The sequence below is a fragment of the Streptosporangium sp. NPDC004379 genome, assembly GCF_042873875.1.
GTDB lineage: Bacteria > Actinomycetota > Actinomycetes > Streptosporangiales > Streptosporangiaceae > Streptosporangium.
Genome location: NZ_JBIAMC010000005.1, coordinates 299,390 through 317,713, shown reverse-complemented (window position 1 = coordinate 317,713; position 18,324 = coordinate 299,390). Strand labels below are relative to the sequence as shown.

Annotated in this window: 13 protein-coding genes and 1 pseudogene; 3 read left to right on the top strand and 11 right to left on the bottom strand. The window is 74.9% G+C overall.

The window, feature by feature from the left end:
- Nucleotides 1-49: 49 nt before the first annotated feature.
- The 9 genes from ACFYSC_RS13660 to ACFYSC_RS13620 form a co-directional block, all read right to left on the bottom strand.
- Nucleotides 50-1,063: an enolase C-terminal domain-like protein gene (locus tag ACFYSC_RS13660; RefSeq protein ID WP_389960826.1), complete on the bottom strand. Its 1,014-nt coding sequence runs from the start codon at nucleotides 1,061-1,063 to the stop codon at nucleotides 50-52.
- 108 nt (nucleotides 1,064-1,171) lie between these two features.
- Nucleotides 1,172-2,524 carry an MFS transporter gene (locus ACFYSC_RS13655; protein WP_389960824.1) on the bottom strand — a complete coding sequence of 451 codons (1,353 nt, stop codon included), beginning with the start codon at nucleotides 2,522-2,524 and terminating at the stop codon, nucleotides 1,172-1,174.
- Between the two features lie 60 nt (nucleotides 2,525-2,584).
- Complete coding sequence (locus ACFYSC_RS13650; RefSeq protein WP_389960822.1) at nucleotides 2,585-3,460, bottom strand: formyl transferase; 876 nt, start codon at nucleotides 3,458-3,460, stop codon at nucleotides 2,585-2,587.
- Complete coding sequence (locus ACFYSC_RS13645; RefSeq protein WP_389960820.1) at nucleotides 3,457-4,461, bottom strand: polysaccharide deacetylase family protein; 1,005 nt, start codon at nucleotides 4,459-4,461, stop codon at nucleotides 3,457-3,459. Before ACFYSC_RS13645 ends, ACFYSC_RS13650 begins: the two co-directional genes overlap by 4 nt.
- A 252-nt stretch (nucleotides 4,462-4,713) precedes the next feature.
- The gene (locus ACFYSC_RS13640) at nucleotides 4,714-5,907 is read right to left on the bottom strand and encodes a VWA domain-containing protein (RefSeq protein ID WP_389960818.1); all 1,194 of its coding nucleotides are present in this window, start codon (nucleotides 5,905-5,907) and stop codon (nucleotides 4,714-4,716) included.
- Nucleotides 5,904-8,498, bottom strand: coding sequence for a DUF5682 family protein (locus ACFYSC_RS13635; protein WP_389960816.1), 2,595 nt, complete (start codon nucleotides 8,496-8,498; stop codon nucleotides 5,904-5,906). Before ACFYSC_RS13635 ends, ACFYSC_RS13640 begins: the two co-directional genes overlap by 4 nt.
- Nucleotides 8,499-8,618: 120 nt before the next feature.
- Entirely contained in the window at nucleotides 8,619-9,686 is a 1,068-nt protein-coding gene (locus ACFYSC_RS13630) for an AAA family ATPase (RefSeq protein WP_389960814.1), read from the bottom strand.
- Nucleotides 9,683-11,212: a DUF5691 domain-containing protein gene (locus ACFYSC_RS13625; RefSeq protein ID WP_389960812.1), complete on the bottom strand. Its 1,530-nt coding sequence runs from the start codon at nucleotides 11,210-11,212 to the stop codon at nucleotides 9,683-9,685. Before ACFYSC_RS13625 ends, ACFYSC_RS13630 begins: the two co-directional genes overlap by 4 nt.
- Nucleotides 11,213-11,351: 139 nt before the next feature.
- Entirely contained in the window at nucleotides 11,352-12,842 is a 1,491-nt protein-coding gene (locus tag ACFYSC_RS13620) for an SWIM zinc finger family protein (RefSeq protein ID WP_389960810.1), read from the bottom strand.
- A 281-nt stretch (nucleotides 12,843-13,123) separates the two neighbouring features.
- Here ACFYSC_RS13620 and ACFYSC_RS13615 point away from each other — a divergent pair, with 281 nt between their 5' ends.
- The 3 genes from ACFYSC_RS13615 (at nucleotide 13,124) to ACFYSC_RS13605 (ending at nucleotide 16,392) form a co-directional block, all read left to right on the top strand.
- Nucleotides 13,124-13,555: a cupin domain-containing protein gene (locus ACFYSC_RS13615; RefSeq protein ID WP_389960808.1), complete on the top strand. Its 432-nt coding sequence runs from the start codon at nucleotides 13,124-13,126 to the stop codon at nucleotides 13,553-13,555.
- A gap of 136 nt (nucleotides 13,556-13,691) precedes the next feature.
- Nucleotides 13,692-15,227: an aldehyde dehydrogenase family protein gene (locus tag ACFYSC_RS13610; protein ID WP_389960806.1), complete on the top strand. Its 1,536-nt coding sequence runs from the start codon at nucleotides 13,692-13,694 to the stop codon at nucleotides 15,225-15,227.
- Nucleotides 15,228-15,582: 355 nt separating this feature from the next.
- Nucleotides 15,583-16,392 carry a class I SAM-dependent methyltransferase gene (locus tag ACFYSC_RS13605; protein ID WP_389960804.1) on the top strand — a complete coding sequence of 270 codons (810 nt, stop codon included), beginning with the start codon at nucleotides 15,583-15,585 and terminating at the stop codon, nucleotides 16,390-16,392.
- Between the two features lie 161 nt (nucleotides 16,393-16,553).
- Here ACFYSC_RS13605 and ACFYSC_RS13600 read toward each other — a convergent pair.
- A pseudogene (locus tag ACFYSC_RS13600) lies at nucleotides 16,554-17,558 on the bottom strand (M14 family metallopeptidase); the annotation flags it as partial.
- Nucleotides 17,559-17,829: 271 nt separating this feature from the next.
- Nucleotides 17,830-18,237, bottom strand: a complete 408-nt coding sequence (locus ACFYSC_RS13595; protein WP_389960802.1) for an ATP-binding protein — start codon at nucleotides 18,235-18,237, stop codon at nucleotides 17,830-17,832.
- Nucleotides 18,238-18,324 lie beyond the last annotated feature (87 nt).

The window sequence follows — 18,324 nt, the reverse complement described above, 5'->3', positions numbered from 1 at the left end:
CCGATGAAGCGCCGGAACCGGACCGGGCCGGGCGGGCCCCGGCCGGCCGTCAGGCCGCGTACGACTCCTTCGCCAGGCGGCGGACGCGGGTCTCGTCGACGTTGTGGCCGAGGCCCGGCTGGGTGAGCGGCACCGCCACCACCCCGCCGGACGCTCCGACCGGCGGCGTCACGATCTGGGCGCTGCGCGGCGGCTCGGCGACGTCGCACGGCAGGCCGCAGCCCGGCAGGCTGGCCGCGGCGACCGTGGCCGCCCGCGCGAGCCCGCCGCCCTGCCCGCCGGCGCAGGAGATCTCCCAGCCCGCGGCGACGGCATGGTCGTGTGCCCGGCGCACCTCGCGCAGCGACCCCATGGCCGCGGGACGCAGCAGCAGCGCCCGCCCGGCCCCCGCGGCGATCGCCTCGCACAATCCGGCCACCGAGGACGTCTCCAGCAGGACCGGCGCGGCGACCCGCTCCTGAAGGTCGGCGTGGTCGGCGAAGCCGGCGGGCCCGGCGAAGGGTCGCTCGATGGCGGAGAGCGCGTAGCCGTCCAGCGCCTCCAGCGCGCCGACGTCGGTGTAGGCGCCGTGGGCGTCCACGCCGATGCCCAGCGCCGGGTACGTACGGCGGACGGCGCGCAGCGGCTCGATGTCCCAGCCGGGGTGGACGTCCAGGGTGACGTGGGTGTATCCCGCGCAGACATGGCGGTTCACCCGGGCGACCAGGCTGTCCAGGTCGCGCTCGGCGGCTATCCGGACGGTGGCGGTCAGGTAGGTGCGGTTGCCGCCCAGCGCGTGGGACAGCGGCACGCCGCACATCCGGGCCCACAGGTCCCAGCAGGCCATGTCGGAGGCGGAGCCCCCGGGGACCACGCCCAGCTCGTCGGGATGCTCCCAGTCGACGCCGATCAGCGCCCTGCCGAGCCCCTCCTCCATCGCCGCCCACGTCTTGGCGTCGGGATCGACGACCTCGCCCCATCCGGTCATGCCCCCGTAGTCGGTGAGCCGGACCATGAGGCTCTCGGGCCGCCTGCCGTACGGCAGGACCACCCGGAACACCTCTAGCTCACGTACGCGCGGCATGAAACCCCCTTGATCTCCCCGAAGCGCCGAAACACGAATCCCGCCCGGAGGCGGGACTTGCGTCTCAACACGGAGGAGAGCGGCGTTCTTCCCATGCTCCAACGGTAATCAGGTTCTGACTCTGCCCGCGACGAGTGCCCCGGCCGCCGCCAGCAGGGCGACGAGGACGAAGGAGAGGACATAGGTCAGGGTCGCGGCGCCGAGGACGGCCTGCACAGCGCCGGCGACCGCGATCGACACGACGGTGTAGACCGACTCCGCCACGCCCATCGACGCGCTGTTCTCCCCCGCCTCCCCCGGCCTCGACAGCTCCAGGACCAGCACCGACAGCGTCGGGTACACGATGCCGATGCCGAGGCCCGCGATGATCTCCGCGAGGAACGCGACGGCGACCGGGACCGCCGTGAAGACGGTGACGGCCATCAGCGCGAGGCCCACGGTGATGAGCACCATGCCCGACCGCAGGACGAGCACCCGGTCCATCCGCTTGCGCCCCACCACCCACGAGCCGAACGACCAGCTCAGCGCGCCGCCGGTCAGGGTGAGGCCGGCCATGGTGAGGGTCAGGCCGCGCTGCTGGTTGAGCATCAGCGGCAGGAACGCCTCGCCGCCCATGATCGCGCCCGCCGCGATCCCGCGCAGCCCGACCACCGCGGGCAGGCCGCGGGCGGCGCGCAGCGCGCCGGCGGGCAGCAGCCGGGGCAGCGACCCGGCCAGCAGCGCCAGGCCGGCGAGGAGCAGGAGCAGGCCCGCGCCGCGGGCCGCGCCGCCGTACTGCATGAGCGCCGCGCCGGTCGCCGCCAGCATCGCCCAGCCCAGTCGCCGCCCGATCGGGGTCAGCTCCCCCCGCGGCGGCCGCTCCGACATCGGCGTGGTGGTCAGGCCACGCAGGAGCAGCAGCGCGGCCGGGAGGACGAGCACGGCCACGCCGCCGAAGATCCAGCGCCAGCCGGTGTTCTCCACCACGAATCCGGCGACCGCAGGGCCGACCATGGACGGCACCACCCAGGCGGTGGCGAAGACGGAGAACACCCGGGGGTGGAGTGTCGCCGGGTAGGCCCGGGAGACCAGCACGTACATCGAGACCTGGAAGACGCCGCCGCCGAACCCCTGGACGAACCGGCCGGCGAGGAACACGTCCATCGTCGGCGCGGCCCCCGCCACCACCAGGCCCGCGATGAAGGTCGCCACGCCGGTCCACAGCGGCGCGACCGGCCCGGAGACGTCGCTCCACCGCCCGCCCAGCACCGTGGCGACCACGCCGGCGGCCAGCGCCCCGCTGAACGCCAGCGCGTACAGTCCCTGCCCGTGCAGCTCGTCCGCCACGACCGGCATGGCGGTCGCCACCGCCAGGTACTCGAACGCGACAAGGGTGATGATCGCCACCAGGCCCACGGTGAGGGCTCGGTGGCGTACGGCGAAGATCCCCTCCGCCGGCGCGGTGGTCGTGGTAGTCGTCACGAATGGGAGCGTACGGCGGGCGCCCGCGCACCGCGTCGGCCGTACGACGGGTCCTTGGTCCTAGGACCGGGCGTACGGCGCGCGGCCCCTCGGTCCCGGGTTCCGGGCCGGGGCCCGCGGATCCCCCTGCGCGACGGGCGCCGCCTCCGGCGTGGAGCGGTCGCCGGACCGCCCGCGGAGCGTCCTCATCGCGCGCCGGAACCGGAGGTGGTCGCGGAGCGTGGGCGTGTACCACTGCTCGCTGCCGAGGTCGGACCGCCGGTACGGCCGCGCCCGCCCGCTCGTCACCTGGCGTACGGCCTCCGCCATGGCGTCGAGGGCGGCCAGGTACTGCTTCACGGGGAGCGTGCGGTACGTGTCCTCGAAGGGATCGACGGAGACGGTCTCCTGGAAGAGGATCCCGCCGGTGTCGACGCCGGGGTCGACCAGGTGGACCGTCGTCCCGGCCAGGTCCGCCCGGCCCTCGCACACCGCCCAGAAGCCGCCGTGCACCCCCCGGTATCTCGGCGTGATGCCGGTGTGGATGTTGATGAAGGCCGGAGCGAGGCCGAGCACCCGTCCGGCGATGATGCCCGTGCCGGACACCACGACCGCCGAGGGCCGCTCCCCGAGGAGGAGGTCCGTCACCTCCGGCCCGTTGACGGAGGCGACGTCCAGCACCCTGAGCCGCCCGTCGGGCGGGCGCACGTCGTGACCGGCGAGCAGCCGCTCGACGGTGGCGCGCGACCTCGGCGCTATCACCAGGCGGTCGTAGAGGACGAACGCCAGCTGCGCCGCCACCCGGAGCGGGCCGAGTCTGCGCAGCCGGTGGCGGAGGAACCTCCCGCGGTGCTTCTTCTCGAAGACCACCGCGGCCACGTCGAACCTGGCCGCCAGGTGGTTTATCAGCAGGTACGACGTCCTGCTGCGGGAGGCCAGGACGACCACGGGCCTCACGCCGGGCTCCGCCGCCCCGTGGGGTCGCCGGCCGGTCCCGGGGCGTGGCCGGCCCGTCCGGAGGCGTCGCCGGTCCGCCCGGAGGTGCTGCCGGTCAGTCCGGTGGCGTGGCCGGTCCCTCCCACGATGTGATCGGGCCGTCCCGTGGTTCGGCCGGCCGTCTCCTGGAGGACGAGTCGGGCCGCCTCGCCCATCGTCACGACGGTCAGCTCTCCCCGCTCGCGGCGCGCGGCCACGTCCCGCAGGATCCGCTCCAGCGTCTGGAACATCCGTCCGCCGCCGCCCAGGTTGAAGGGGTGGAACCACAGGTGGTAGATCTCCCCCCGCCGGGCCGCGCGGTCGAGGGCCAGCCTGGCCTGCCTGATCCGGGAGGAGGGCGGGATCATCCTCCGTACGCCGTTGTCCCCCATGAGGAACTGTGACGCCGGGATGTTGACCAGGCGGTCGCCCTCTCTGAGCCCGGACGGGGAATAGGTCGGGGAGGCCACTCCGAGGGCCCGGTCCAGGAAATGCAGGCCGCCCCGGCCGCTGCCGTACCAGGTCTTTTCGACCCCCCGGTACGCGATGATTCCGAAATCAGGGAGAATTTCGGTGTACGCCACCTGGTTGCGGGGATAAACAATGGAACGTATGTCCACCCCGAGTTCGCGGGCCGTCCGGACCGCCGTTTCCAGGTCGCTCACCCATTCCTCACGGGTCACCGACGGATTCCCGGTGTGAAGGTGGCTGAAGGTGTGGGTGCCGATCTCGTGCGGAGCGCGTGCGCCGAGGATCCAGTCCAGGATGTACGGCGCGTGGTACCAGCTCTCTGGGGTCCGCCGCCTTTCCCCGTCCGGTTCCAGCAGAAGGCGCCCGACGACCGCCCACGTCGCAGGAATCAGATATTCGTCCAGCAGGTCGATCAGGCGGCGGACGGTTCGGGGCTCCTCGTCGAAAAACCGCGAATAACGCGACAGGCCGGAGGGGTCGACGCCCCACGCGAATTCCGTGTCAATGGACACGACACATGATCCCGGCATGACGGCGACGCTATCAGACGGTGGATTCACATAGTTCGCCCGGAAAGTCAAACGCATCGTTGGAATGGGCCAAAAATCCACCGGGGCCGCCGGCCGGCGTCCGGCGGGGACAGGGCCTCCGTTCCCGTCCCCGCCGGTGTCAGGTGGCCGCACGACCTGGTGGCCGGGCGACCTGGTGGCCGGATGGCCGACGGCCCGGTGGCCGCACGGATCGGTGGCCGCACGGATCGGTGGTCAGGTGGCCGTGCGGCCCAGCTCCCGCTCGGCCCACCCGCCGATGTCGCGCCGCTCGATCGCGGCGGCCATCAGGCCGGGGAAGGCGTCGGGGGTGCAGGCGAACGCGGGGACGCCCAGCGCCGCCAGCGCGGCGGCGTTGTCCCGGTCGTAGAAGGGCGCGCCCTCGTCCGACAGCGCGAGCAGCACGATCACCTGGACCCCGGCCGCCGTCATCTGCGCGACCCGGCGCAGCATCTCCTCCCGGACGCCGCCCTCGTACAGGTCGCTGATCAGGATGAAGATGGAGTCGGTGGGCCGGGTGATGAGGCCCTGACCGTAGGCGATGGCGCGGTTGATGTCGGTGCCGCCGCCGAGCTGGGTGCCGAACAGCAGTTCCACCGGGTCGTGGAGCCGGTCGGTGAGGTCGACGACCGCGGTGTCGAAGACCACCAGCGACGTCCGCAGCGAGCGCATCGAGGCGAGGACCGCGCCGAAGACGCTGGAGTAGACGACGGAGGCCGCCATCGACCCGCTCTGGTCGATGCACAGCACGACCTCGCGCTGGACGGCGCGCTGCCGCCTGCCGTACCCGACGAGCCTGGAGGGCACCACGGTGCCGCGGTCGGGCAGGTAGTTCTTGAGATTCGCCCGGATCGTACGGTCCCAGTCGATGTCGGCGGCGCGTCTGGGCCGGTGGGTCCGCGCCGAACGGTCCAGCGCCCCGGTGACGGCCGCCCTGGTCTTCTGGGTGAGCCGCCGCTCCAGCTCCGAGACGACCTTGCGGACCACCGCCCGGGCCGACTCGCGCGCCTGTTCCGGCATCACCCGGTTCAGCGAGAGGAGGGTGCCGACCAGGTGCACGTCCGGCTCGACGGCCTCCAGCATCTCCGGCTCCAGCAGCAGCCGGGTGAGGTTCAGCCGCTCCACGGCGTCCTTCTGCATGACCTGGACGACGGTCGAGGGGAAGTAGGAGCGGATGTCGCCCAGCCAGCGCGCCACCCGGGGCGCCGAGGCGCCCAGGCCGCCGCTCCGCTGCTCCCCCGGCCCCTCGCCGCCGTCGCGGTTGTAGAGGGCGGCCAGGGCGTCGTCCATCCGGGCGTCGGCGCCGGACAGCGCGCACCCGGTGCCGTCGGCGTCCCCGCCGAGCACGAGCCGCCAGCGGCGCAGCCTCTCGTCGTCCGCCGGATCCGCGCCCGTCTCCTGTGCGGTCATGCCCCCTCCGTCCTTCCCAGCAGCGCCAGCACGGTCCGCACCGCGCCGGCCGCGCGTGCCTCGTCGATCTCGTCGGCCGCGGCGGCGGTCTCCCGCGTGCCGAGCGCCCGGACCCGGGAGCCGATCGAGCGCCGCTCCGGCGCGGCGAATGCGCCGAACGTCCTGCGCAGCAGCGGCAGCACGTCCACGAACACCTCCGGGGCCAGACCGGTCAGCCACCCGTCGACCAGCCCGAGCAGCCGGGCGTCGTGGACGAGCAGCAGGCCACCGCCGGACAGGAAACCCTCGATCCAGGCCGCCACGCGGGCCGGGGGGTGCCCCGCCGACATGGACAGCGCCATCCGCCGGCCGGCCTCCGCGTCGTCGAGGTCGCCGGCGTCCAGCAGGATCCTGGTGAGCCGGCCCTCGATCAGCCCGTGCAGGCCGGAACGGCCGGACAGTCCGCGCAGCGCGGCCGTCCACCGCCCGCGCGGCGCCTCGTCACCGGAGACGCCACCGGAAGGGCCGGAAGGGGGCGCCGGGGCGGCGGGGCCGTCGTCGAGGAGGGCCACGGCCGCGTGCACCTCGTCGAGGTGACGCAGCAGGTCGCGGGCGGCGTCGTCGTCCAGGCCGGTGACCGCCGCGCCCAGCCCGACACAGATCCGGGTGAGCAGGGCGTCGACGATCGCGGCCAGGCCCTCGGCGGGCGTGCCGCGCACGTCGCCGTAGCGCCGGGCGCGCACCATCGCCGGGAGCGCGGCCATCAGGTGCGTGACGTCGCCGTCGAGCGCCGCCCTCGCCGCCAGCGTGTCGAGGACGTACGGCAGCGCGTCCGGCAGATCGGCCAGCAGGCAACGCTCGACGAGCCCGGTGAGGTCGGCCAGCGACACCCGGGGGGAGCCCCGGCCACCGGAGCCGCCGGGGCCGCCGGAGGACGCACCGGGACCGCCGGGGAACGCGCCGGGAACGACCGGACCCGCTGAACCCGCCGGACCCGAGGCACCGGCCGCGGGCGGGCCCGGGGGCGGTCCGCCGTCCGCCAGGTCGCGGACCCGGGCGGAGGCGGCGGCCGGGACGGTGGTGCCCCAGGCGCCCGCCTCGATCAGGTCGATGTCGAACTCCGGCCGCCAGGCGAGCGTCCACGACTCGCGGAAGGTGCCCTTGCCGCGGCTGCGCGCCGGGACGCCCCAGTCGACGCCGAGCAGCCGCAGCCGGTGCAGCAGCCTGCTGCGGTCGAGGTCGAGGGGTCTGCGGAGGTCGAGATCCACCTCACGGTCGAGGGCCTCGGGCTTGAGCCGGAGCCGGCGCTGCTCCTCGCGCAGGTGACGCTGGAGCGGCACCATCGGCGTTGAGTCGGGGACGTGGCCGAGCCGCTCCCCCACGACCATGCGCCGCTGGATCAGCTCCACCGGCAGGTCGTCGCCCTCGCACAGTACGGCCCGCACGGCCTCGGTGACCTCCGCGAGCCCGGCCAGGGGCCGGCCGCGCAGCACGGCCAGGCTTCCGGCCAGCCGTACCGCCTCGATGACGTGCGCCGAGGAGACCGGCAGGCCCTCGTCCCGCAGCACGCCGGCGGCGGCGGTCAGCCACCGCTCCACCGGCCGGTCGGCGGAGGCGAACAGGTGGTGGTACCAGCCCGGCGACGTCACCCCGGCGCCGTAGCCGCTCCAGGCGGCCAGCCTGCCGTACGTCCACGGCACCCAGGTGATCTCGGCCTTGACCTTGGGCAGGCCCCGCAGCAGCGCGTCGTCGGCCCTGGCCGGGGGCAGCCCGGCGCCCCAGGAGCCGCCCCCGCCCGGGACGCCGGTCAGGGCGGGGACGTGCCAGGCGCCGCAGACGACCGCGACCCGCTCGAACCCCTCCTTGACGGCCCTGCGGATCGTGCGCCGCATGTACGCCTCGCGCCGGGCCTCGCGGGCGTCGGGGACGTGTCCGTCGCGGACAGCCGTCATCGCCTCGGCGATCACCTCGAACGGCGTGTCGCCCCGGTGCTCGACCGCGTCCTCCCACCAGCGTTCCGGGTCGTCGTATCCGGCGGCGCGGGCGAGGACCGCGATCGGGTCGATCTGTACGGCCGGCGGCCCGGACCCCGCCGCGTCCCGGTCGCGTTCCCGCGGCCGGTCGCCGGGCGTGCCCGCGCCGGGGCCGTCACCGGAGCCGTCATCGGGAACGTCCCCGGGCCGGGCCTCACCGGGGCCGTCACCCGGCGCGTCCGATCCGGGTGTGCCCGCGCCGGGTGTGCCCGCGCCGGGGCCGTCACCGGCGGGGCCGCCGTCCGGCGAGTCGTCCCGGTCGAGGGCGAGCCCGTGGGCCGCGGGCAGGTCGCAGAAGCGGACCGGGACGCCCGTCCGCACGGCGTGCCGGATCGCCTGCCACTCGGGGGAGAACTCCGCGAACGGCCAGAACGCCGCCCTGGACGGCTCTCCGGGCACGTGGGCCAGCAGCGCGACCGGGGGTTCGAGGCCCGGGTCGGCGGCCGACCCGATCAGCGCGTCGGCCTCCGGCGGCCCTTCGATGAGGACGACGTCCGGCTTGAGACGTTCGAGCTCGTCTCTCAGGGACCGCGCCGACCCCGGCCCGTGATGCCGGATCCCCAGCACCGAGACGCTCATCGGCCGCCCCCGGCCGCCGGGACCGCCGCCCGGCCGCGAGCCGGACCGCCCACGGGGCGCGCCGCCCCGGCCCGCGGCGCGATCCGCCCCGGCGTCGCGGCCCCGGCGGAGGGCACCGTCTCAGCCCGCATCGCGGCAGGCCCGGTAGAAGTCGCGCCAGTCCTCGCGCTCTCGGACGACGGTCTCGAGGTATTCGCGCCAGACGACGCTGTCGGAGACCGGGTCCTGGACGACGGCGCCGACGATCCCGGCGGCGACGTCGGCGGGGCGCAGCACCCCGTCGCCGAAGTGCGCGGCCAGGGCGATGCCACCGGTGAGGACGGAGATCGCCTCGGCGGTGCTGAGCGTGCCGCTGGGCGACTTGACCTTGGTGCGGCCGTCCTCGGTGACGCCGGCGCGCAGCTCGCGGAAGACCGTGACGACGCGGCGGATCTCGGCGAGGCCGGTCAGGGTCTCGGGCAGCTCCAGGGAGCGGCCGAGCTGCCCGACGCGGCGCGAGACGATGTCCACCTCCTCCTCGGCGGTGGCCGGGACGGGCAGCACGACGGTGTTGAACCTGCGGCGCAGCGCGCTGGACAGCTCGTTGACGCCCCGGTCGCGGTCGTTGGCCGTGGCGATGACGTTGAAACCGCGCGCCGCCTGGACCTCCTCGTTCAGCTCGGGGATCGGCAGCGTCTTCTCCGACAGCACGGTGATCAGCGCGTCCTGGACGTCGGAGGGCATGCGGGTCAGCTCCTCCACCCGGGCGATCCGCCCCTCGGCCATCGCGCGCATCACCGGGCTCGGGGTGATCGCCTCGCGCGACGGCCCCTCGGCGAGCAGCCGGGCGTAGTTCCAGCCGTAGCGGACGGCCTCCTCCGCGGTGCCGGCCGTGCCCTGCACCAGGAGCGTCGAGTCACCGCTGATCGCGGCGGCCAGGTGCTCCGACAGCCAGGTCTTGGCGGTGCCGGGCACGCCGAGCAGCAGCAGCGCGCGGTCGGTGGCGAGGGTGGCCACGGCGACCTCCACGATGCGCCGGGGACCGATGTACTTGGGCGTGATCGTCTCGCCGTCGCCCATGACGTACGTCGTCACCGCCCACGGCGACAGCTTCCAGCCCGGCGGCCGGGGCCGGTCGTCGCCCTTGGCGAGGATCTCCAGCTCGTCGGCGAACTGGTCTTCGGCGTGGGCCCGCAGAACCGTTGTCAAGAAAGCTCCTTCACCATGTCGTGGCGGAAACGCAGGAGGGCGGCGACCTCCTGGACGGGCGGTTCGGGCGAGAGCCGCTCGGCCTCGCCGTACAGGGCGGGGTCGACGCGCTCGCCGGCGAGCCTGGTCAGCTCGCCGAGGTTCCAGGGCTGCGTGCCGGAGACCTCGATGATCTTCTCCAATACGGCGGAGGCCAGTTCGGGCCCCCAGGGCGCGGCGGCGCCTCCGAGCACCATGATCAGCTGCCCGTCGAGGTCGTGCCGCCTGACGAAGCCGGCGGCGACGCGCTCCCGCTCGGCGTCGGGCAGTACGGCCAGCAGGTCGGCGAGCGGGTCGTGGTCGAACAGCTCCCGCGCCCACTCGGGGTCGCCCTGAAGGACGGCGGCCCGCACCCATCCCGCCGTGACCTCGCGCCCCCAGTCGGCGATCCTCATGCGGACGAGCTCGCCGGGCGGATGCCCGAGCAGCCGCGGCCACACCCCGAGCGGGGTGCGCGCCACCGCCTGCTGGAGCCACCAGCTCCGCTCGCCGGTGCCGTGCGGCGGCCTGGCGCGGACGCCGTCGCGCTCCATCGCGGCGTCGCAGGCGACGGGCGGGGTGACCCGGATCCGGCCGTCCTCGGCGGCGAACCACCCCGTGACCCGCGCGGCCATCCGCGTGGCCAGCTGCGAACCGGGCAGCCGGGTGAGCAGGTCGGCGGCCAGCTGGCGTACCTCCCGGCGGCGGTCGTCGAGGGCGGCCTCCAGGAACGGCTCGTCGTCCGGTGAGAGCCGGTCGGCGAGGATCTCCAGGAACGCCGCGCGGTCGTCGGGGGTCTCCTTCGCCCATCCCCGGGCGAGCAGGCTCCTGGCCGCCGCCGGGTCGGCCGCCCGCAGCGCGGCCAGGAAGGCGCGGCGGTCGCCGGGGGCGCCCAGCTCCCAGACGTCCGGCGCGCCGCCGGGGCGCCGCGGTTCATCGGGGCCACCGGAGGCGACAGGGCCCTGCGGGTCACCGGGGGAACCAGGGACGACGCCGGCTCCGGCCGGGCCGGCGGAGACTCCGGTCGAAGCGGGGGCGGGGACGGGGGCGGCGGCAGGGGCGGTGGGCTCGCGCAGCAGGAAGCTCCAGGCAGGGTTGAGACCGGCCAGCCACCGGCCCCGGTTTCCGGCGAGGACGCCGAGGTGGGGCCGGATGGACCGGTCGCGGGCGGCCTGGTCGAGCAGCTCGGGCAGCAGGTGCGGCGGGACGCGGAGGCGGTGCCCGGCCGCGACGCGCAGCCACTCGGGAAGCAGTCTCGGCTGCTCGCCGCCGAGGATCCGGGCGAGCCGGTCGGCCGCCGGGCGGGAGACCGCCGGCCGTTCCTCGGGCGGGGCGGCGTCCACCGGCTCGGCGGCCAGGGGGCGGCGGCCCGCCCGCGTCCGCACGGTGTGCACCGCGGCGCGTTCGAGCAGCTCGACCTCGGGGGCCGCCGTACCGGGCAGGGGGCGGCGGTCGGTGCCGACCAGCGCGGCGGAGACCAGCTCCTCCCATTCGGGCGGGGCGTTCACCGGGACCTCCCTGAGGTCGTCTCAGCCTTCGGAGCGGAACGGGCGGGACGGGCATGACGGGCGGAGAACGCGGCGCGAGGACCGCCGGCCGGAACGCCGGGACGGGCGGAACGAACATGACGGACGGGGGGCAGGACGGTCACAGGACGATCACCTGTCCTTCCTCGTCCCAGGCGGTGAGGGGACGCAGACCCTCCGGCGTCCATTCGGCGGCCACGGTCAGCGGGTGGCCGCCGGAGGCCGCGATCAGCCGCCAGGGCGTGCCGCAGGAGGGGTGCAGTGCCAGCGCGCCGCCGGGGCCGGCCAGCGCCCTCAGGGTGCTCCCGGCGGGGACCGCCGCCTCCAGCACCAGGGGCCAGGAGTCGGTCCAGGGGTCCGCGGCGATGGCGCGGGCCACCTCGTCCAGCGCGCCGTCCACCGTGGAACCCGGCGGAGGACCGGCGGAGAGGTGGGGTGCGGGGTCGTGGCGGGCGGCGACGAGGGCGCGCAACGGGCACGAGCCGGGGTAGAACGCCAGGTCGGCGTCCACGATGGTGCCGGTCACGAGGGAGGCGTCGAGTGCCTGGCCGACCGGGGCGAACGACAGCACGAGCGCGGCCCGGCCGGTGGACCGGCCACGCAGCCAGACCCGGCGGGCGATGATCCGGTCCTGCTCGGTGTCGCGCCGCCCGAGGACGTCCCACCGGTCACGGACCGTCTCGCCGGCCAGGACCTCCTCCTTGGCGACGGGGAAGCCGACCCGCTCACGGACCGTCCGCAGCAGCGCGCCCCCGAGTGCGGCCGGGGCGGCGGCCGAGGTGAGGCGCCGGTGGGACACGGCCAGCAGGTGGAGCAGGGCATATTCGCCCAGCAGGCGGGCGGGCCAGTCGTCACCGCTCAGCACCGCGCCCAGACGGGAGACGGCTCCGGCGACGGCCGGGGCCTGGGCGTCGACGAGGCGCTTGGCGAGGTCGTCCCACTGGTCGTGCCGCCGGGACGCGGCGAGGCCCTGCCTGACCTGGTCGGCGAGCCAGCGCTCCAGCTCCGCCAGGCCCGCCGCCACGCGCCGCTCGCGCTGCGCGGCCCGCCGGGCGTCGGCGGGACCGCCCTGCCCGGCCGTCGCGGCCGCGCCGCCCGCCCTGCCCGTGCCGCCGCCTGCCGTGGCACCGCCGTCCGCCCGGCCACCGGCCGCCTGACCGCCGGTCTCCGCGGCCCCGCCACCGGCCGCCGCCTCGTCACCGCCCTCGGCCGCGTCGCCGTGCGCCTCCGTCCCGTCGCCGTCCGCGGGGGCGGACGCGCGGACCGCCGCCCTGGCCGCGCGGTCGCGCCGCCGGTCCAACCACTCCGCGGCCCAGTCGGCGGGTCCGGCGGCGTCCGGGACGCCGCCGGCCGACCACAGCAGGAGCAGCCCGAGGGCGTGCTTGCAGGGGAACTTCCGGCTGGGGCAGCTGCAGCGGTAGGCGGGCTCGGACAGGTCCACGCACGCCAGGTAGGGCTTGGAGCCGCTGCCCCTGCACTCTCCCCACAGCGCGCCCGCCGTGGCCCCGGCGCCCGACCACCTGCCGGGCGAGGAGACCCCCTGGGCCGCCTTCTGGGACGACGCGTCGGGCGCGAGCGCCAGCACCTGGTCCCGGTTCCACCGTTCGGTCACGCCTCGAACGCTAGCCAGCCCCACCGACAAATCCCGCCCCGGGAGCTCGTCCCTTCACCCGTGCGTCCCCTTCCTCCCGGGGCATGCCCCTTCTCCGCGCTCCCCCGCCCCGACCTGCGGCCCGGCGTGCCCGTCCCGCGCCGCCGCACCGCCGTGACGGCGGCCGGCATGACGGCCGGAGTGGCGGCCGGAGTGGCGGCCGGGATGGCGGCCGGGATGGCAGACTGTCCGTCGCCCGCGCCGCGAAGCGGCCGGGGCCCGTCCCGCGCCGGAGGTGCCCGATGACCGTTCCCGCCCGTCCGCCGCTCGCCGAGACGCTCGGGCTGCTGCCGCACCCGGAGGGCGGGTGGTACCGGGAGACCTGGCGGTCCTCCCTCGACGTCGCCCCTCCCGGGTACGGCGGGCCCCGGGCCACGGCCACCGGGATCTACTTCCTGCTGGAGCCGGGCGAGGAGTCGCGTCCGCACGTGGTCCGCTCCGACGAGGTGTGGCTGTGGCACCGGGGCGGCCCGCTGCTCCTCTCCCTCGGCGGCCACGAGGGGCAGCCGTCCGAAACCGTCGTCCTCGGGCCGCGGGTGGAGGAGGGCCAGGTCCCCCAGGCGGTGGTCCCCGGCGGGACCTGGCAGGCGGCCCGGCCCGCCGGGGACGAGGGGGTCCTGGTGAGCTGCGTGGTCTCTCCGGGTTTCGACTTCGCCGACTTCCGGATGATCTGACCGGCGACCTCCCGGCCGGTCTCCGCGGCACGGCGTGCCCGACGGTCACCGCGGCACGGCGTGCCCGCCGGGGTGTGACGGCGCGGCCGGCCGCGGGGAGAATGCCGTCAGAGGAACCCAGACGAGGAGGTCGACGGTGACCGGCGAGATCAGCTCCGTGATCGGTGGCGAGCAGGCGGCGGGCGGCACGGAATACGACTCGATCAACCCCTCCCGCGTCGACGAGGTGGTCGCGCGGGTCCGGCTGGCCGACGCGGAGACGTTCTCCTCCGCCTGCCGTACGGCGGCGGCGGCGCAGCGGGAGTGGGCGCGGGTCCCCGCGCCCGTCCGGGGGCGGGTGATCGCGTCGATCGGGCGGCTGGTGGAGGCCAACGCCGAGTCCCTGGCCCGGCTGGTGACGCGCGAGATCGGCAAGCCGTACGCCGAGGCGCTGGGCGAGGTCCGGGAGATCGTCGACACCTGTGACTTCTTCCTGGGCGAGGGGCGGCGCCTGTACGGGCAGACGGTGCCCTCGGAGATGCCGGACAAGAACCTGTTCACCTTCCGGGTCCCGGTCGGGGTGGCCGCGGTGATCACGGCGGGCAACTTCCCGGTCGCGGTGCCGTCGTGGTATCTCGTGCCCGCGCTGCTGGCCGGGAACGCGGTCGTGTGGAAGCCGGCCGAGTACGCCGCGGCGTCCGCCGAGGCGATGTACCGGCTGTTCGCCGCCTCGGGACTGCCCGACGGCGTGCTGAACCTGGTGTTCGCCGACGGGGCCGCGGCGTTCGAGGGCCTCGAGGCGGCGCTGGGCGAGGGCACGGTGCACAAGGTCGGGTTCACCGGCTCCACCGAGGTGGGCCGGAGGATCGGCGAGCTGTGCGGACGCCACCTGCAGTCGCCCTGCCTGGAGCTCGGCGGCAAGAACCCGATGGTGGTGGCGGCCGACGCCGACCTCGACCTGGCGGTGGAGGGGGCGCTGTTCTCCGGGTTCGGCACGGCCGGGCAGCGCTGCACCTCCCTCGGCACGGCCATCGTGCACGAGAGCGTCCACGACGAGTTCCTCGGCCGTCTCACGCGCGCGCTGGCCGCGGCGGAGATCGGCGACCCGGCGGGCGACGTGCTGTGCGGACCGCTCCTGGACCACAGGTTCGCCTCCCGCTACGAGGAGTACCTCGGCTGGATCCGGCCGCACCACAAGGTCGTCTCCGGCGCGACCGGGCGGATCACCGCCGGCAATCCGCGCGGGGACTTCACCGGCGAGGGCGGCCTGTACTACCACCCGGTGATCGTGGACGGCGTGCGCCCCGACGACCGGCTGTTCCTGGAGGAGACCTTCGGCCCGATCATCGGCGTGACCTCCTTCTCGACCCTGGAGGAGGCGCTGGAGCTGGCCAACCGCCCCGGGTACGGGCTCTCCTCCTCCGTCTACACCACCGATCCCGCGACGGCGTTCCGGTTCCGCGAGGGCATCGGCGCGGGCATGGTCAGCGTGAACAACTCCACCTCCGGGGCCGAGGCTCACCTGCCCTTCGGCGGGAACGGCAGGTCCGGCAACGGCAGCCGCCAGTCGGGGATGTGGGTGCTGGACCAGTTCACCCGCTGGCAGGCGATGAACTGGGACCACTCCGGCAGGCTACAGAAGGCCCAGATGGACGTGGCGGACATCGTGCCGGATGTGAACTTCCGTCTTTGACTTTGCCGTTCCGGGGGGTTCTCCCCATCGGAAGAGCGGCATCCCCTTTGCGAGGGACACGATGGCCCGTGCCGTACTCCGGGAACGTCCGGAAAACGGCCGGGCCATCGCGCACCCGGCGGCCGTCAGGCGCGCCGGGAGACGTGGGGGGCCGTGAGCTGCGGCGCGGCCTCTCACGGCCCGTACGGCACCCCCGCCCACCCGTACGGCACAGCCCACCGACCCGTACGGCACGGCCCGCGAGCCTGTCCCAGCCGGTCGTGATTTCACTATCTGAGACATTCTTTCTTGGCATATGAGATACCTGTTACGGTCGGTCCATCCGGCGTCCGGACGACCGAAAGAGTGATCTCCCATGACAGCCGAGAACACGGTCTACACCCACGGCCATCACGAGTCCGTGCTGCGGTCCCACAGGTGGCGGACCGCCGAGAACTCCGCCGCCCCTCTCCTGCCGCACCTGAGGCCCGGGATGTCCGTGCTGGACGTCGGCTGCGGCCCCGGGACCATCACTGCGGACCTGGCCGAGCGGGTCGCGCCGGGGACGGTCACCGCGGTGGAGGTCACCGCGGAGGCGCTGGCGCTGGGCCGCGCGGAGGCCGGACGGCGGGGCGTGTCCAACGTCGAGTTCGCCGTCTCCGACGTGCACGCGCTCGACTTCCCCGACGACGCCTTCGACGTCGTCCACGCCCACCAGGTCCTGCAGCACGTCGGCGACCCGGTCCGGGCCCTGCGGGAGATGCGCAGGGTGTGCCGTCCGGGCGGGATCGTGGCGGTGCGCGACAGCGACTACGCCGCGTTCGCCTGGTTCCCCCGGCTCCCCGAGCTGGACGAGTGGATGGACCTCTACCAGAGGGTGGCCAGGGCGTGCGGCGGCGAGCCCGACGCGGGACGGCGGCTGCTGTCGTGGGCGCGCGCGGCCGGTTTCACCGACATCACCCCCTCCTCCTCGACCTGGTGCTTCGCCACGCCCGAGGACCGGGCCTGGTGGGGCGGGATGTGGGCCGAACGGATCCTGCGCTCGGACATGGCCCGTCACGCCCTCTCCTCGGGGGCCGCCACCGAGGAGGACCTGCGCCGCCTGTCCGAGGGCTGGCTGAGGTGGGCGGGCGACGAGGACGGCTGGCTGTCGCTGCTCCACGGCGAGCTGGTCTGCCGCGCCTGAACGTCGGCGCGTCCCGTGCCGGGACGCGCGCCCGGGACGCGGGCCGGAGCCGGGGCGGCGGCCGGGTCCGTTCCCGCGCCGCAGTACCGCGCCGCCTCGCCGATGATCCGGTAGACGCAGCCGGAGTACTCCAGGAAGCGGAGCACGGCCTCCCGGTTGCGGGCCGTCTGCGGGCCGATCCGCCCGGCGGGCGGGTAGAAACCGGGGGCGCCGCGAGCCGGGTACATCTCGACGGTGTAGCTGAAGATCTTGAAGACGCCCCACATCCAGTCGCCGAGCGAGCCGTCCGTGATGTAGCGGTCCCCGGCCTGGCGGGGGGTGTAGCCGTTGACGGCGGCCATGCTCCGGCCGAGCGCGGCGTACGCCTCCCGGTCGTCCCGGGTCAGGCCCGGGGCGGTGTCGGCGCGGGTGTGCCCGTACGGCCACATGACCAGCTCGCCGTAGGAGTGCCAGTCGATGTGCGCCCTGATCTGCTGGACGCCGTCCGCCACGCGGCCGCGCACCCAGTCGGCGACCGCCCTGACCTCGGGGGCCGATCCGTTCGCCGGACCCCGGTAGGTCTGGGCGGCGGGCGAGCCGGAGGAGCCCCCGCAGCAGCCCCAGAGGTAGGGCCAGTTGCGGTTCAGGTCGGTGCCCACGGCGGAGGAGCCCGGGGTGGGCTGGCGGTTCTTGCGCCAGCCGCGACGGGAGCCGCCCGCGAGGTCGTACTCGCCGCCGTCGGGGTTGAGGTCCGGCATGATCCAGATCTCGTGCCCGTCGACCAGTCCGGTGATCCGCCGGTCCCGGCCGTAACCCTCGGTGAGCAGGCGGAGGAGGTAGAGCGCCATCTCGACGGTGAGATGCTCCCGGGCGTGCTGGTGGTGGGTGAACAGGACCTCCGGCTCGTCCTCGTCCACGGCGACGTTGTCGCTGATCTTGACGACGACCAGGTCGCGGCCCTCGTAGGAGGTGCCGTAGACGGAGCTGCGGGCGATGCCGGGGTGCGCGGCGACGATCCGGGCGACCTCCGCCGCCGTCTCGGCGTAGGAGTGGTAACCGGAGGGGGCCGCCCGGGAGCCGTGCGACGCGCGGAGGACCGGGGCCTGGGGAGTCCGCGCGGGGAGGACGCTTCCGCCCAGGCATGTCAGGGCCACGAGCGCGCATGCCACGATCGGCCGGTGTCTCATCGGTCTCCCCCCGGACACCCGATCCAAGCGGTCGTCACGCGTCCACGGCGGGAGACGGGCGGGGTCGTTGACGGGTGATGACCCCGATTTCGGCTCCGGCGTACCCGGTCCGGGGCCCGGGGAAGGGCGGCTCCGGACCATCGGACCCCGGCGTACCGGCTCGGGGGGAGCCGGGAACGGTCCCGGATCGCAGGCACGGGTGGCGACCGGGGGTCCGGCGCGCGAGACGGTCACGGAACGTGACCGCCGGTCGCCCGCCGCCGGTCACCGGTCAGAAGTCGACCTCGAACCAGAGGGTCCGGGGGTCGCCGTGGCAGCCGTCGTCGACGCCCCACCGGCCGGCGAGCAGGTCGACCAGGAACATCCCGCGGCCGCTCTCGGCGTCGGGGTCGTTGCGGACGTGGGGCGCCGAGGCGCCCGAGCCCGCGTCGGAGACCTCGACGAGGACGACCCCGGCCCCGACCTGCATGGTCATCGTGACCGCGCCGCCGCCGCCCGACCCGGAGTGCACGACCGAGTTGGTGACCACCTCGCTGACGAGGAGGACGACGTCCTCGTACGCGGGATGGCACTCCCCCAGGAGCTCCCGGACCCGGCGCCGGGCCACCGACACCGACTCCGGGACGCCCCGCAGGGTGAGCGTTAATCGAGGTTGAACCGTCTGCTGCCGCGTTGTCATGATCGGCCTCGCTCCCCGGACCCGCGCATTCCCATGCGCGTCGCGCTCTGAGATGGCACACTCACTCACGGTGAACTGTTCTACCAG